Origin of the sequence: Rhizobium leguminosarum (assembly GCF_004123835.1) — a bacterium.
Taxonomy (GTDB): Bacteria; Pseudomonadota; Alphaproteobacteria; order Rhizobiales; family Rhizobiaceae; genus Rhizobium; species Rhizobium leguminosarum_M.
Window position 1 is genome coordinate 310,657 of sequence record NZ_MZMU01000024.1, and the last position, 15,133, is coordinate 325,789.

The window sequence follows — 15,133 nt, forward strand, 5'->3', positions numbered from 1 at the left end:
AGCAAACCCATGAAGGTCCTGCGCATCGTCGCCAATATCCAGGCAGCGGATATCACCCTGGCCCGACGCTTCTATCAGGATATCCTTGGTCTTGACGTCATCATGGATCACGGGTGGATCACGACGTTCGGCGCCGCGCGCTCGATGAACGTTCAGCTCAGCATCGCCAGTGAAGGCGGTTCCGGAACGGAGGTGCCGGACCTCTCGATCGAGGTCGACGACCTCGATGCTGCTTTCGAAGCGATGTCGGCCTCAGGCTTCCCGATCGAGTACGGCCCGGCCGACGAGCCTTGGGGCGTCAGGCGCTTCTATGTACGCGATCCCTTCGGCAAGTTGGTGAACATCCTCATTCACAATTGAGCCGGCGGCCATCGGCCGCCGGCTCCTTCATGTCGGGCAAATCCGAGCCCTATTTCCGATCGTTCCGGCGATAGGCATTTGCCGTCCCGCCAATGCGGACGGGAACGGGGATGGTGGCGGTATCGGCGACAAGTTTCCCCTTGACCTTGCCCTGCTGGCGCTTGCGCTCGAGATAATAGGCATAGGCGAATTGTATCGCGATCCCTGCAATCACGAAGAGCGGACCGATCAGTTGGTCCTTATTGGTGATGTAGAGCACCACCTGGCCGATCATGGCGAGGATCGTGCCGGCGACGAAGATGTTCAGCGAATGACGGCCGAGGATCGTCAGCGGATGGTCGGCAGGACGTCGCAGGATGCGCGAGAGCGCCGGGATGCTGATAACGAGATAGGTCAGCGCCAGCACATGCAGCAGCCGCGGCAGCGACAGGAAGGTCTTGTCGAAACCGGTGATGACTGTCGGCAGGCCAAGTGCTGCCAGCGAGTTGCCGAAAATCCAGAGATGGCCGGTCACCCAGATGAAGGACAGCATGACGTAACCGGCGGCAGCGGTCAGCAGCAGCGGATGCTGCGGGATCGTGCCGCCGCGCTTGATATGCAGCATCGAGACGATGCCGATCGAAAACAGGAACTGCCAGGAGAGCGGATTGAGGAACCAGTAGCTCTCGATCAGCATGTTGTGCGGCGCCACTTCATAGATGCCCGCAAGCAGCCAGACCGTGGCCGATACGCCGAGCGCCAGCCAAGGGCTACGCGCATTCAACAGCAGGATGATCGGCACCATCAGCATCAGCGCGCCGTACATCGGCAGGATATTGTTGTAGCCGATCTGGTGGCCGAGCAGGAGCAGCGCCGGAATACCTTCCTTCAGGTTCATCAGAACCGCCAGGATATTGATTTCAACCAGCAATCCCGGCCGATGGAACAGCCAGGCACCGCAGATGAACAGCGCCAGCGTCATGAAGGTGGTGATCATATGGGCGAGATAGAGCGTGAAGGCGCGCTTTACCGCCTTGATCGCCACCGTGAGCCGGTTGCCCGGCTGGAAGCGGGACCCATAGGCAAGGCCGACGGCAATGCCCGAGATCAGCACGAAGGCTTCGGCGGCATCGGAGAAACCGAAATTCTTCGTCGTCACATATTCGAAGATCTGTCCGGGAACATGATTGATGAAGATCATGATCAGGGCCACACCGCGCAAGACGTCCAGCCTCGTGTCACGCACTGGCGCAGCTGCGGATAGGGAACTGCGCCCCGTGACGATGGCTTCGGTCGGCGTGCTTGCCATGAGTCTCTCCTTATTATCCGATTTGCAAACGCGACGACGGCCAAAAGGGTTCCCTTTTGGCCGTCGCGAATCGCCGTGTTTTTCAGCGTGGAGAACGCTGTTATCCGAGCGGATATCCCTCTTCGGGATCGGTGACTTCGCAGCCGTTGATCGACAGAGTGTAGCCGCTGTCATTGGACGCTTTTGAGACCGAAATGCGGTATTTGCCGCCGCCTTGCTCCACCTCTGCCGCAAAACCGTCCCATTCGGAAGGGAGCGACGGGCGCACATAGAGCCGGCCGTCCTTCAGCCGGATACCGAGGATGCCCTCGACGGCGGCCCGGTAGAGCCAGCCGGCTGACCCGGTATACCAGGTCCAGCCGCCGCGCGACGTATAGGGCTCATGTCCGTAGACGTCGGCTGCCACGACATAGGGTTCGACGCGGTATTGCTCCGCTGAAGCCTTGTCGAACGCATGGGTGATCGGATTGAGGATCTGGAAGCAGCGGAAGGCATCGTCGCCCCGCTTCAGCTCCGCCAGCGCCATCACAACCCAGGTCGCGGCATGGGTATATTGTCCGCCGTTTTCGCGCACGCCCGGCGGATAGGCCTTGATATAGCCGGGATCCTTGGCGGAATTGGCGAAAGGCGGCGTGAACAGCCGGATGATGCGGGCATCCTCGTCGACCAGCTGATCGAGCACGGCTTCCATCGCCGTAACAGCGCGCGCGGGATCGCCCTCGCCCGACAGCACGCTCCAGGACTGCGCGATCGAATCGATCTGGCACTCGAGGCTTTCGCGGGAGCCGAGCAGCGTACCGTCGTCGAACGTGCCGCGGCGATAGTAGCCGCCATCCCAGGCCGCAGTTTCGAGCGCCTTCTTCAGCTCGGTAAGATGCGCCGACCAGCGCTCCGCATGGGCCGTGTCGCCGCGCTCTTCGGCATAGGGAATGAAGGAGCGCAATGCCCCCGCCAGGAACCAGCCGAGCCAGACGCTAGTGCCGCGCCCGCCGATGCCGACGCGGTTCATGCCGTCGTTCCAGTCGCCGCCAAGGAACAGCGGCAGACCGTTTGCCCCCTTGCGAGCGATGGCGAGATCGAGCGCCAGCGCCGCGTGTTCGTAGACGCTCGCCTTGTCCTCGGAAATTTCCGGCTTGTAGAACGAGTCGTGCTGGCCTTCGAGCAGTGCCGGCCCTTCCAGGAAGGCGATCTCCTCGTCGAGCACGTCTTTGTCGCCGGTGACGCTGCAATAGTGATGGATTGCATAGCTGAGCCAGACGACGTCGTCCGAGATCAGCGTGCGCACGCCCGCACCCGTTCCGGGCAGCCACCAATGCTGTACATCGCCTTCGCGGAATTGCCGCGAAGCGGCATTCAGGATCTGCCGGCGGGCAAGCGAGGGTTCGTGCAGCACGAAGGCCAGGGTGTCCTGCAGCTGGTCGCGGAAGCCGAAGGCGCCGCTTGCCTGGTAGAAGGCGGTGCGAGCCATGATGCGGCAGCCGAGGCTCTGATACGGCAGCCAGGTGTTGACGAGATTGTTCATTCCGCGATCCGGCGTCGATATCTGCAGCCTGCCGGTGAAGTCCCGCCAGAAGGCGCGGTTTGCCTCGACGGCATCGTCGAACGAAGCCTTGCGGATATCGGCGATGACGGCGCGCGCTTCTTCTTCCGTCGGCGTATCGCCGAGGAAGAAGGTGAAGTCGCGCTCCTCGCCGGCGCCGAGCTCGATGTCGATCGCAACAGCCGCAGCCGGATCACCGTCGAGATCGGTCGTACCGGAAAGGGCAGCGGCGGAGGTGACGGCCTGCGGCGTCTGGATCGTTCCCGCCTTGCCGATGAATTCGCGCCGGCTTGCCGAGAAGCTCGAAAGCGTCTCGCTCGCCGCGAAAAAGGCGGTGCGGTTGGAAAAATCGATGCTGTAGGGATTAGTGGCAAACAGCGCCCCCGTCTCCTCGTCATGGCTCGACAAGATGAAAGGCACTGTGCGTGCCGGATTGCTGCCGAGGACCCATTCGACATAACCGTAGAGACGCAGCTTACGGCTGGCCGAACCGGTGTTGCGCAGGCGCAGGCGCTGCAGTTTCACAGGCTTTTCGCGGTCGATCGTCTGCGTCAACTCGAGCGCGATCTCGTGCTGAACGCTGGAGAAGACGGAATAACCGAGCCCGTGGCGAGCTTCGAAACGGATGTCCGGACGGGGGGAAAGCGCTGCAAACGGCGTCATGACGGCACCGCTGTCCAGATCGGTGAGATAGAACGCCTCGCCCGAACGGTTGACCACGGCATCGTTCGACCAGGAGGTCAACTGATAGTCGCGCGAATTGGCGCTCCAGGTGAAGCCGGAGCCCTCGGCCGACACGTGGAAGCCGAATCTGTCATTGGAGATGACATTGATCCAGGGCTGCGGCGTCGCATGACCTCCAGGCAGCCGAACGACATATTCGCGTCCGTCGCGGGCAAAGCCGCCGATGCCGTTCCAGAAGTCGAGATCGCCTTCCTCCTCGATGACGACGGCCGGCACGACAGCTGGCGGCACCGGCGCGATACGCTTGACGGGGGCTTTGTTGCGCTCGACCCGTTCCATCTCCTGCAGCTCCTCCTTGGAGGGTGCAAACAGCGCGACGGCGCGGTTGATCTGGTCGACCACCTTGCCGTTCTTGGTATGCAGCGTGACGCGGGAAGCCGCGATCAGCGCATGGTAGGTGCTTTCCTCCATCAAGTCCTTGCGAACCGCAAAGATATGCTGGCGCAATCCGTCGGCCTGGCCCATGCGGCGCACGTTTTCGCACATGGCGTCGAGCGCATGCTGCATGTCCTGCGCATAGGAAGAGGCGCGTTCGTTCATGATGACGAGATCGGCGGTGACGCCGCGCGAGCGCAGATATTCCTGCGCCAGCAGCGCCTCGCGGGCGATGTCGAGATCCATGTCGTCGTTGATGCGCAGCGTGAAGATCGGGAAGTCGCCGGAGATCGCCAGCGGCCAGAGCGCCGATTGCGACTGCAGGCCGGCCTCGACGGTCGCCTCGTCCTTGCGCAGTTGCATGTCGGGATAGACGAGATAGCGTCCGAGATGCTGGAAGGCCGCCGCCTGCTGCGAGGTGACGCCGACATGGCGCATCTGCACCTGCGTGCGTGTCCAGGCCTGGACGAGCTCGTGAGTGAAGGCATCGGGATGACGGTAGCGATTGACCGCCTTGTCGACTTCCTCGCGGCTTGGCGCCGCAATCGTCCAGAAGATCACGCTGACTTTCTTGCCGGCCGGTACGCGGACGGTTCGACGCAGCGACATCACGGCATCGAGCATGAAGCCGTCGCTGCCGGAAAGCGTAGCACCTGGATCGAAGGCGGCCGCATCGGCAAGGCTGCGGCCACGGCCGATGAACTTGCGCCGGTCGGTCTCGAATTCGGTATGGCGGGTGTCGCCGGCGTTGTCGACGATCAGATGTGCGATGCTGATGTTCGGCTCGTTCGGATCGCGCTTGTTGCGTTCGGCGCGGATGACGTCGCCGCGCTTGCCGATCTCTGTCTTGACGAACATGCGGGCGAATGCCGGATGCGCATTGTCGGTATCGTCGGAGGTAATCACCGGTTCGAGATAGGAGGTGACCTCGATGAAACGGTCTTCCGTGCCCATGTTGAGCAGGGTGACGCGGCGGGCCTCGGCATCATGCTCGGTCGCGATGATGCACTCTACCTCGCTGGTGAGGTCGCCGACCGTCTTGGTGAACTGCGCCTTCTCGTCGGCGAATTCGACCTTGATCTTTTCGCCTTCGACACCCTTCGGCTCGGCGCTTGTGGACCACCATTCATTGGTGGCGGTATCGCGCAGGAAGATGAAGCTGCCCCAGCGGTCTTCGGTCGGATCGGCTTTCCAACGCGATACGGCAAGGCCGTTCCAGCGGGAATAGCCGGCGCCCGTCGCCGTCAGCATCAGCGAATAATGGCCGTTCGACAGGAACACGAGTTCGCGGTCGCGCGAAGCCGGATCGCTGATCTTCCGGAGTTCCGGCCGCAGGAGATCGTCCTGGATGCTGGCCGGCGTGTCGGATTCATGCTTGCCGCTCATGACAGGAATGTCGCGCGGCGCCTTTTCCTGCAGCAGGAGCTCTGCCGCCTCGATGACGGGATCGGCGTGGAAGAGCTCGCGCAGATGCCCGTTGAAGGCAACGTTGGCGACCGCCGCGATCGACATGCCGTGATGGTGGGCATAATAATTGTAGACCACCGCGCATTTCTTGCCTTCCGGCACGCGCGTCGGCGTGAAGTCGACGGCGTCGTGGAAGCCGAACTTGCCAAGCGCACCGACCTTGCGCAGCCTCTGCAGGTTTTCAAGCGCCCCCGGCGGGTCGTACTGGGCGGCGAGCAGCGAGGCGTAAGGCGCGATGACGGCATTGTGGCCGAGACCGCGCTTCAGGCCGAGCGTCGGCACGCCGAAATTCGTGTACTGATAATTGAGGTTATGGTCGCGGGCATTGAAGGCCGCTTCCGAAATGCCCCAGGGAATACCGAGCTTGCGGGCGTAATTCATCTGCTCGACGACGACCAGATTGTTGGTCTGGTTGAGAATACCCCCACCGCGCTCCTGCATGACGAGCGGCGGCATCAGATATTCGAACATCGAGCCGGACCAGGAAACCAGCGCACCGCGTGACCCCACAGGCACGACCTGGCGGCCGAGGCGGTACCAGTGTTCCGTCGGCAGATCACCCTTGGCGATGCCGAAGAGGCTGGTCAGGCGGCATTCCGAGGCGAGAAGGTCATAGCAGGCCTGGTCGAGTTCACCGCTTTCGACGCGGTAGCCGATCGACAGCAGACGCCGCTCCGGCCGGAACAGGAAGCCGAAATCCATCGAGAAGGCGAGATCGCGCGCCTTGTCGCGCAGCGCCACCAGCCGCGGCCTCAGCGCATCGACCTTGGAAAGATCGAAGGTGCTGTCGGAAATATGCGCCTCGCAGACCTTCACCAGCGATGCCGCCCACAGGGTGACCTCTTCGCTCTGCTTCGACTTGACCTCATGGTCGAGATTGGCGGCGAGCTTCTCGATGTCGCGCGCGAGAACGGCGAGATTGATGATGCGGATCGAGGCGAATTCGTGCTCGCGCTTGACGGCGGCAAGCGCGTTCTGGAAGCCGACGATGCGCTCCTCCAGGCGTCGGCGCAGCGGGCGCACGGTCTTGCGATCGTCGGGCAGGTCCGCCAGCACTTCGCCGAGAATGCCGGCCGTGTCGCCGACGCCGTCGAGATTGCCCTGCATATGGGCGGACGGCGCCTCGGCCCAGTTGCGGCAGGCCGACGAAATGGCGATCAGATGACCGGCGAGATTGCCGCTGTCGACGGCCGAGACGTAACGGGGGCCAAGCGTCTGCAGTGTATCGGTGTGGTACCAGTTGAACAGGTGACCGCGGAATTTCTCCATTCTATCGATCGTCGCGATCGTCTGCTCCAGCCGCTCGAGCGTCTCCTCGAAGGAGAACCAGCCGAAATGCCGGCCGGAAACGACGGAAAGCAGATAGACGCCGATATTGGTCGGCGAGGTGCGCGCCGCGACGATCACATGCGGCGTTTCCTGGACATTGTCCGGCGGCAGATAGTTCTGCTCGGCCGTCGTGAAGGTCTCGAAATAACGCCAGGTGCGCCGGGCGATCTTGCGCAGTTCGCTCGACACGGAATCGGCGACCTCGAGCCGGTCCTCGGTCTCCGCCGACTGGCTGACATACCAGGCCACAACCGGCGATAATATCCAGAGCAGCGCGAAGGGAATGCCGACGAGGAAAGCGTTATCGCCGGGAAGCGCAGCAAAACCGAGTGCCAGCAGAGCCAGCGCCGGTGCATGCCACATCGCCTTGTAGTAGGAGATCAACGTGCCCTGGCCGCCGGCCTGAACGCTGGCGGCGGTCCGCCATTGCAGCATCAGCTTGCGGCTGACGAACAGGCGGTAGAGCGAACGGCCGATCGCATCCGCCATCATGCAAGCCGAATCGGCGATGAAGACGATGCGCAGCGCAACCTGCGCATTGGCGGCGGTAATATCGGACCAGACAGTATAGAGATGGGCGCGGGCGATGATATCGCTGGTGCGCGGGATGATGCCGTTGATGAGCGACAGCGTCGGCGCGACGAAGAGGCAGAAGATCAGCAGAATCTGCCAGATGAGCGCGCCGAGCGGACCCATGAAATACCAGCCGAGCACGGAGGCGAAGAACCAGGCGATCGGCGTCAGCGAGCGGCGCAGATTGTCGAACATCTTCCAGCGGCCGAGTGCCGTGACGCCGTATTTCGGATTGAACATGTAGGGGAGAAGCTGCCAGTCGCCGCGCGCCCAGCGATGCTGCCGCGAGGTTTCCACCTCATAGCGGATCGGGAAATCCTCGACCAGTTCGAGATCGGTGACGAGCGCGCAACGCGCCATCGAACCTTCGAGAAGATCGTGGCTGAGCACGGAGTTCTCGTCGATCCGGCCCTTCAGCGACGCTTCGAAGGCATCGACATGGTAAAGGCCCTTGCCGGTGAAGGTGCCTTCGCCGGCGAGATCCTGATAGACGTCGGAAACGGTGAAGACGTAAGGATCGAGGCCGCGGTTGATCGAAAAAACGCGCTGGAAGACCGACGCGTCCTTGCCCGTCGTCAGCGACGGCGTGACACGCGGCTGCAGCACGCCATAGCCGCTTTCGACGCGGCCGGTTTTCGGATTGATGACCGGGCGGTTGATCGGATGATAGAGCTTGCCGACGAGCTTGGTGACGGCATCGCGCATCAGGCGCGTATCGGCATCGAGCGTCATGACATATTGCACATTGGCCGGCACGGTATTGGCGCCCGGCAGGTAGGTCGTGTCGCGGTCGCCGCGCAGAAGCATGTTCAGCTCGTGCAGCTTGCCGCGCTTGCGCTCCCAGCCCATCCACACGCCTTCCGAGGGATTGTAGAGGCGGCGGCGATGCAACAGATAGAAACGCGTCTTGCCGTCATAGGCATAGCGGGCGGAGAGATTGGCGATCTCGCGTCGCGCATAGTCGAGAACCTCGAGATCGGCAGGCGTTTCCTCGACGTCGCTGTCCGGCCAGTCGCTGAGCATCGCGAAATAGATCTCGCCGCGCGGATTGGCGAGATAATGAACCTCGAGATTGCGCACGTGATCGTCGACGCTGTCACGGTTCGAGATCAGACAGGGCACGACGAGCAGCGTGCGCGCATCTTCCGGAATGCCTTCCTTGAACTCGTAGCCGACGAGGCGCGCCGGCGTCACGAAGAAGGATAGCAAGGTGTTGAAGAGACCTGTCGCCCCCTCCGACGCCGGCACTGAGAACATGATCAGCAGCAGGGCGATTTCGACCGCACCCATGCCGGCATTCGCCATGAACTTGCCGACGATCGCCATGGCGATGACCGTCAGCAGCATGACGGGCACGGCAATCGCCAGCCAGTTGAACCGGCGCACGGCGCGCACGAAATGCTGGGTGACCGTCGGGCGATAATTCGCCCGCGCCTCGAGCTTCGGCCGCTGTGCGCCCGACAGGAAGCCGCCGACATTCGGTTCATGCGGCTGCGGCTCGTCGGAGGCCTTGGCGGCATCGGTCATGTCGAGCGCCAACTGGGCGATTTCCATTTCCGACAGCGGCGAGCGCTTGGCCAGCTTCTCGATCTGTTTGCGATATTTGTTGCGCGAGCCGGAATCGAGGATGCCGTAATCCGAATGCTCCCAGAGCAGCTTGTCGACATGGCTGACCTGCTCGACCCAGACCGACCATTCGGCATCGTCGATCTCGCGAAGGCTGCGGATGATGTTGCCCATCGTCACATTGCCGGAAGAGAGCCGGCTGTGTTCGGCCGTCGTTGCCTCTTCGGTGTTGCGGCCGAGCTCTTCCAGCCGCTCGTCGAGCCAGGTGATCGCCAGGCTCGATGTCTGCGAGCCGTCGCGCAGGCGATAGAGGAACTGCGTCGAGAAGGTATTGTCTTCGGCAAGCGGTTCCAGCGTCTTCAGATAGGCGGCCGCCCCGGCTGGGTCCGTCAGGCGCACCAATTCGTCGGCCGCCTCGTTGGCGCGGCGGCGCAGCCGGCGGCTGGCTTCGACACGGCTCGAAATGCGGCGAAGGTTTTCCACGAGCACGTAGCGCACGAGGGAGGGCAACGCCCAGAGTTCGCCGATCCTGAGCGTCTCGCTGGCCTGGAAGCCGTCGACCAGCGCGGTCAGACTTTCCTGCGAGATCGTGCTGTGGGTATGGGCGACATAGAGCCAGGCAAGCACAAGGGTCCGCGGTACCTCGACGCCGCCGACGACCATGGTCGGCAATTCGCGATAGAAACGGCGAGGGAAGTCGCGCCGCACCTCCTGGATCGCCTCTTCGACGATATAGTGATTGTCCAGCAGCCATTCTGCCGCCGGCGTGATCGTCTCGCCGGCCTCGACGTCGGTCGCCGTGGTCCGGTAGACGCGCAGGATTTCCTTCTCGTTTTCCTTATGGCGCGCGAAGAAATCAAAAGGTGCGAAAGCCGGCAGTTGGTCGACGCCGTTGCGGGCGACCGCATCGCCCATCGCCTTGATGTCCTCGATCGAAAGATAGGTCGAACGGATCGAACCGTTGTGATCGATCTGCTTCATATCGGGTTCGCGCGGAAGGCTCGGAGAAAGATGAGAAATAGACATGGGTTCGGTTCTGGATCCAAACAAAGTTATGGCTGTTTTGCTCAGCCTTTTGCACTGCTTATCATGACTGCTACATGAACGGAGCCCTATTCTTCAAAGATCGATGAAGCCGGGGTGAACGACACTCGGGCCAAGCAATGCAAACGGGCTACGCCCTGTTCAGGACGTGACCCGACGGGATCAAGACCATCGATACCCTCTGCGCGAAAGCCATGTCGAAAATTTGGACACCCTCGGGAAAATTCAAGTCAAGAGGCATGCGCCGCCGCCCGGCGAGCTTGTCTGGGCAGTGGAAATGACCGAAATACCGGCACCTGGTTCCGGCAATGCAAGAGCTCTTCGATTCCAGAAAAACGAAAGACGCATGATCGCCTGACCATGCGTCTGGTGGCGATTTGGGCGGTTGTGGCCCACGCCGCTTCCGCTCGAGATCAAGGTCACTCGGGCGTGTTTTGGATGGTGTGAAAAAAGTATAGAAGAATGATGGGATCGGAATGCCCGATCACCACAACAAAATGTCTCGTGACCACTCTCCTTTTGACATTCGAGCGTCAGGAGAATGCCGAGACAAATTAAATGTTCCGGAATTCAGGCGGAAACCGCCGCAGCGCCGGCATCTGCCGACGCTCATCACCCGTCGGGTTACCCGACGACCCCGCAAACCATGGCTACGACGAACAGGAATGCCGCAGTGAAGATCGCTCCATGGAGCATCGTCTGAAGCCTGTGGCGCGTGGTCAGCGGCTTCTTGGTCGGTACGGAACCATACTGGTTCACGTGAGCATGCGAAATACCCAGATCTGCCATATGTCGCCTCCGTTGTTCTCGTGCGGCCGGTTGTGCGGCTCGCGCTTATATTCTTATTTTCTCTATCAAGTAGGTAGAGATAAATTTCCGTCCAGAGCGAGCGGAAGAGAAAATTCAACCAGCCCTTTTAGCAGAGCGTGCGCCATGCCCAGATCAACGAGCGCTCGACGGCGTTCTCGTTCTGCGACGGGTTGGAGGAAGTCTCGATCAGCCGACGGTCCTTTTCCGCAGGAATGGATGCCGAAATCTGTTCCCGGCGATCGGCTCGAACAGGAGGATCGAGGTAACCCATGGTCATCCCACCGAGAAAGAACATGCATCAACCTCCATCGATCACGAAAGCTAACAATCGTTAACGGGATCATGACAGAAGCGAGGCAGCTGTCAATAGTCTAGCTGAATGGTCGTCTTTTAGGGAAGCATTATCCTTAACACCGCCGCCGGTCTTTTCTTTTCAACGGTTTGAAAAGATTGACTTTCAGGCTTTGACGAAACCCTTGCTCGCGATCATCAAATTTCTCGTATAATCCTCGTGAACCGCGCCTTGCGCCAGTTCCTGCGAGCTCAGCCGCTCGACGACGGCGCCGTTGCGCATCACGGCGAGCCTTTCACACATATGGGTGACGACACCGAGATCATGGCTGACCATCACGAAGGTGAGCTTGCGGTCGCGCCGGATCTCTTCCAGCAGGTTCAGCACCTCGGCCTGCACCGAGGCGTCGAGCGCCGATGTCGGCTCGTCGAGCAGCAGGATCGACGGTTCCACGATCAAAGCCCGGGCGATCGCCACGCGCTGGCGCTGGCCGCCGGAGAGCTGGTGCGGGTAGCGGAAACGGAAACCATTGCCGAGGCCGACCTCGTCAAGCGCGCGGGCGATCCGCTTCTCGCCGTCGGCGATGCCGTGGATTGCTAGCGGTTCGAGCAGAAGCCGGTCGATCGTCTGGCGCGGATGCAGCGAACCATAAGGATCCTGGAAGACCATTTGCACCCGCCGGTAGAAGACTTTGCTGCGTTTCGAACCTTTCAGCGGCTCGCCATCGATGTTGATCGCGCCGCCGCTGACCGGCGCAAGTCCGGCAACGGCCCGCAGCAAGGTCGATTTTCCCGAGCCGGACTCACCGACGAGACCAAAGGATTCGCCGCGTTCGACAGTGATGCTGACATCCTTCAGCGCATGAAAATGGTCGTAGACGACACTGAGATCGTCGATCTCGAGAGCTGCGCTCATGCCGCCCACTCCGGCTTGCGGTCGAGCACTGGCAACGGATGACGGTTCGCGCCGATCTCGGGCATGCAGTTCAGCAGCCCCTGCGTATAAGGATGCTGCGCATGTTTGAGATCGGCGGCCGCCAACTCCTCGACGATCTTTCCGGCATACATGACGATGACGCGATCGCAGAAGGAAGAGACCAGCCTCAGATCGTGGGAGACGAAGATCAGCCCCATGCCGCGCTCGGACACCAGCCTGTCCATGATCCTCAGCACGTCGAGTTGCACCGTCACGTCAAGCGCCGAGGTCGGCTCGTCGGCAATCAGCAGTTCCGGCCCGGCAATCAGCATCATGGCGATCATCGCGCGCTGCCCCATGCCGCCCGAGACCTCGTGCGGATGCAGGTCGAAGACACGTTTCGGGTCGCGGATCTGCACCGCTTCCAGCATGGCAAGCGCGCGCTCGCGCGCCTCCGCCTTGCCGACCTTCTCGTGCGTGCGCAGCGTTTCGCAGATCTGCCGTCCGATCGACATGACGGGATCGAGCGAATATTTCGGATCCTGCAGGATCATGGCGATGCGCTTGCCGCGCAACCTGCGCCTTTCGCCGGCCGACGCATTGATGAGATCGATGCCGTTGAAATTAAGCCTCTCGGCCGTGACGACGCCGTGTTTCGGCGTCAGACCCATGATTGCCCGTCCGGTCTGCGACTTGCCGGAACCGGATTCGCCGACGATGCCGAGCCTTTCCTTGCCGAGCGTGAAGGAGACGTCGCGCACGGCCTCGATCACGCCGGTGCGCGTGGGATAGCTGACCTTGAGCTTGTCCACGGTCAGAAGTGTCGTCATTGGCCGCTCTCCTTCGGATCGAGCGCGTCGCGCAGGCCGTCGCCGAGGAGATTGAAGCCGAGGCTGACGATAAGGATGGCGATGCCGGGCATGGCCGCGACCCACCATTGATCGAGGATGAAGCGCCGTCCCGAGGCGATCATCGCACCCCATTCCGGCAGCGGCGGCTGCGCCCCCAGACCAAGGAAACCGAGACCGGCAGCCGTCAGGATGATGCCCGCCATGTCGAGCGTCACGCGCACGATCAGCGAGGAGATGCAGAGCGGCATGACATGGCGCACGATAATGCGGAAAGGCGAGGCGCCCATCAGCTTCACCGCCGAAATATAGTCTGAACGCCGGACCGTCAGCGTCTCGGCGCGCGCGATGCGGGCATAGGGCGGCCAGGAGGTGATGGCGATGGCGATGATCGCGTTCTGAATGCCGGGACCGAGCGCTGCGACGAAGGCGAGCGCCAGAACCAGCTTCGGAAAGGCGAGGAAAATATCGGTGATGCGCATCAGCGTCGCATCCACCCAGCCTCCGGCATAACCGGAGACCGTACCGACGATCAGCCCGACCGGCGCCGAGATGACGGCGACCAGCACGACGACGAGCAGCGTCAATCGCGATCCGTAGATCAGCCGTGAATAGATATCGCGGCCTTGGTCGTCCGAACCGAGCCAGAATCCCCCCGTGCCGGGCGGCAGCAGGCGGGCATTGCGCAGATCGCCGACAACGGGATTGTGCGTGGCGAGCAAATCGGCAAAGGCGGCGATGAAAAGCAGCGCCACGATGATCAGCAGGCCGACGACGGCGAGCCTGTTGGCCGTGAACTGCCGCCATGTGACGTAGGCACGGCCGAGGCGGGCTTGCAGGCGCGATTGCGGCCGGTCGGAAAGCAGCCATTCGCGGCGGCTGATCGCAGGAGATGGGCTGGCATTGGCCGTCATCGGTTTCGCGTCCTCGGATCAAGCGTCCGGTAGAGAAGATCGGACAGAAGGTTGATGCCGATGAAGACCGTACCGATGACGATCGTGCCGCCGAGCACGGCGTTCATGTCGGCATTCTGCAGCGAATTGGTGATGTAGAGCCCGATGCCCGGCCAGGAAAAGACGGTCTCGGTCAGCACCGATCCTTCAAGCAGGCCGGCATAGGAAAGCGCAATCACGGTGACCAGCGGCACGGCGGCATTGCGCAGCGCATGGCCCCAGATCACCCGCGTTTCCGAAAGCCCCTTGGCGCGCGCGGCAACGATATATTCCTGGGAAAGCTCGTTCAGCATGAAGCTGCGCGTCATGCGACTGATATAGGCGAGCGAGAAATAGCCGAGCAGCGAGGCAGGCAGGATGATGTGGCGGAAGACATCATAGAAGACGTCCCATTGCCCCTGCCAGGCGCTGTCGAAGAGGTAGAGGCCGGTGATCGGCGTGAACGTATATTCAAAGACGATGTCGATGCGGCCCGGAAAGGCCACCCAGCGCAGTTGCGCATAGAAGATGACGAGCGAGATCAGCGCCAGCCAGAAGATCGGCACCGAATAGCCGACGAGGCCGACGACGCGCACCACCTGGTCGGCGAGGCTGCCGCGGCGCACCGCGGCGAGAACGCCGAGTGGTACGCCGACGAAAGCGCCGATGAGCGTTCCGAACGTTGCGAGCTCGATTGTCGCCGGCAGCACCCGGCGAATATCGACCATGACAGGATTGGTCGTCAGCACCGAATTGCCGAAATCGCCGGACAGGATGCCTTTGATATAGATGAAGAACTGCTGATAGAGCGGCAGGTTGAAGCCCATTTCCTGGCGTACGCGCTCGACGACATGGTTGGGCGCGCGGTCGCCGAGAATGGCGAGCACGGGATCGATCGGCACGACGCGGCCGATGAAGAAGGTGACGGCCAGAAGGCCGAAATAGGTGGTGACGGCGGCAAACAGAAACCGCCCTAGCGCCTTTGCAAAGGCGCCGGCACGGCCCTTTCGGGGCCGCGCCTCCTGCGTTGTTTCGACGGTGCTCAAGCGA

General features: G+C 61.9%; 9 protein-coding genes. 1 reads left to right on the plus strand and 8 read right to left on the minus strand.

The genetic code is table 11. The features are described 5' to 3' along the window. Window positions 1-9 precede the first annotated feature (9 nt). Window positions 10-360: a VOC family protein gene (locus B5P46_RS31170; RefSeq protein WP_129422089.1), complete on the plus strand. Its 351-nt coding sequence runs from the start codon at window positions 10-12 to the stop codon at window positions 358-360. Between the two features lie 49 nt (window positions 361-409). Here the strand turns inward: B5P46_RS31170 and B5P46_RS31175 are convergent, their stop codons facing one another. From B5P46_RS31175 to B5P46_RS31205, 8 genes are all read right to left on the minus strand, one after another. Continuing rightward, window positions 410-1,648, minus strand: coding sequence for an OpgC family protein (locus B5P46_RS31175; protein ID WP_129422090.1), 1,239 nt, complete (start codon window positions 1,646-1,648; stop codon window positions 410-412). Between the two features lie 100 nt (window positions 1,649-1,748). Continuing rightward, on the minus strand, window positions 1,749-10,268 hold the full coding sequence (locus B5P46_RS31180; RefSeq protein ID WP_129422091.1) for a GH36-type glycosyl hydrolase domain-containing protein: 8,520 nt from the start codon (window positions 10,266-10,268) through the stop codon (window positions 1,749-1,751). A 642-nt stretch (window positions 10,269-10,910) separates the two neighbouring features. Next, complete coding sequence (locus B5P46_RS34665; protein ID WP_003543858.1) at window positions 10,911-11,075, minus strand: hypothetical protein; 165 nt, start codon at window positions 11,073-11,075, stop codon at window positions 10,911-10,913. Window positions 11,076-11,202: 127 nt separating this feature from the next. After that, complete coding sequence (locus B5P46_RS31185) at window positions 11,203-11,391, minus strand: hypothetical protein (RefSeq protein ID WP_020052143.1); 189 nt, start codon at window positions 11,389-11,391, stop codon at window positions 11,203-11,205. 162 nt (window positions 11,392-11,553) lie between these two features. After that, entirely contained in the window at window positions 11,554-12,303 is a 750-nt protein-coding gene (locus B5P46_RS31190; RefSeq protein ID WP_129422092.1) for an ABC transporter ATP-binding protein, read from the minus strand. Further along, the gene (locus tag B5P46_RS31195; RefSeq protein WP_129422093.1) at window positions 12,300-13,133 is read right to left on the minus strand and encodes an ABC transporter ATP-binding protein; all 834 of its coding nucleotides are present in this window, start codon (window positions 13,131-13,133) and stop codon (window positions 12,300-12,302) included. The genes B5P46_RS31190 and B5P46_RS31195 overlap by 4 nt, the downstream gene beginning before the upstream one ends. Next, entirely contained in the window at window positions 13,130-14,065 is a 936-nt protein-coding gene (locus B5P46_RS31200) for an ABC transporter permease (RefSeq protein WP_129422094.1), read from the minus strand. Before B5P46_RS31200 ends, B5P46_RS31195 begins: the two co-directional genes overlap by 4 nt. Continuing rightward, window positions 14,062-15,129 carry an ABC transporter permease gene (locus B5P46_RS31205; protein WP_129422095.1) on the minus strand — a complete coding sequence of 356 codons (1,068 nt, stop codon included), beginning with the start codon at window positions 15,127-15,129 and terminating at the stop codon, window positions 14,062-14,064. The genes B5P46_RS31200 and B5P46_RS31205 overlap by 4 nt, the downstream gene beginning before the upstream one ends. Window positions 15,130-15,133: the final 4 nt, after the last annotated feature.

What these genes read in the sequence shown, in the direction of transcription:
- B5P46_RS31170 (WP_129422089.1), top strand. Translation starts at nt 10, where the DNA reads ATGAAGGTCCTGCGCATCGTCGCCAATATCCAGGCAGCGGATATCACC.
- B5P46_RS31175 (WP_129422090.1), bottom strand. Translation starts at nt 1,648, where the DNA reads ATGGCAAGCACGCCGACCGAAGCCATCGTCACGGGGCGCAGTTCCCTA.
- B5P46_RS31180 (WP_129422091.1), bottom strand. Translation starts at nt 10,268, where the DNA reads ATGTCTATTTCTCATCTTTCTCCGAGCCTTCCGCGCGAACCCGATATG.
- B5P46_RS34665 (WP_003543858.1), bottom strand. Translation starts at nt 11,075, where the DNA reads ATGGCAGATCTGGGTATTTCGCATGCTCACGTGAACCAGTATGGTTCC.
- B5P46_RS31185 (WP_020052143.1), bottom strand. Translation starts at nt 11,391, where the DNA reads ATGTTCTTTCTCGGTGGGATGACCATGGGTTACCTCGATCCTCCTGTT.
- B5P46_RS31190 (WP_129422092.1), bottom strand. Translation starts at nt 12,303, where the DNA reads ATGAGCGCAGCTCTCGAGATCGACGATCTCAGTGTCGTCTACGACCAT.
- B5P46_RS31195 (WP_129422093.1), bottom strand. Translation starts at nt 13,133, where the DNA reads ATGACGACACTTCTGACCGTGGACAAGCTCAAGGTCAGCTATCCCACG.
- B5P46_RS31200 (WP_129422094.1), bottom strand. Translation starts at nt 14,065, where the DNA reads ATGACGGCCAATGCCAGCCCATCTCCTGCGATCAGCCGCCGCGAATGG.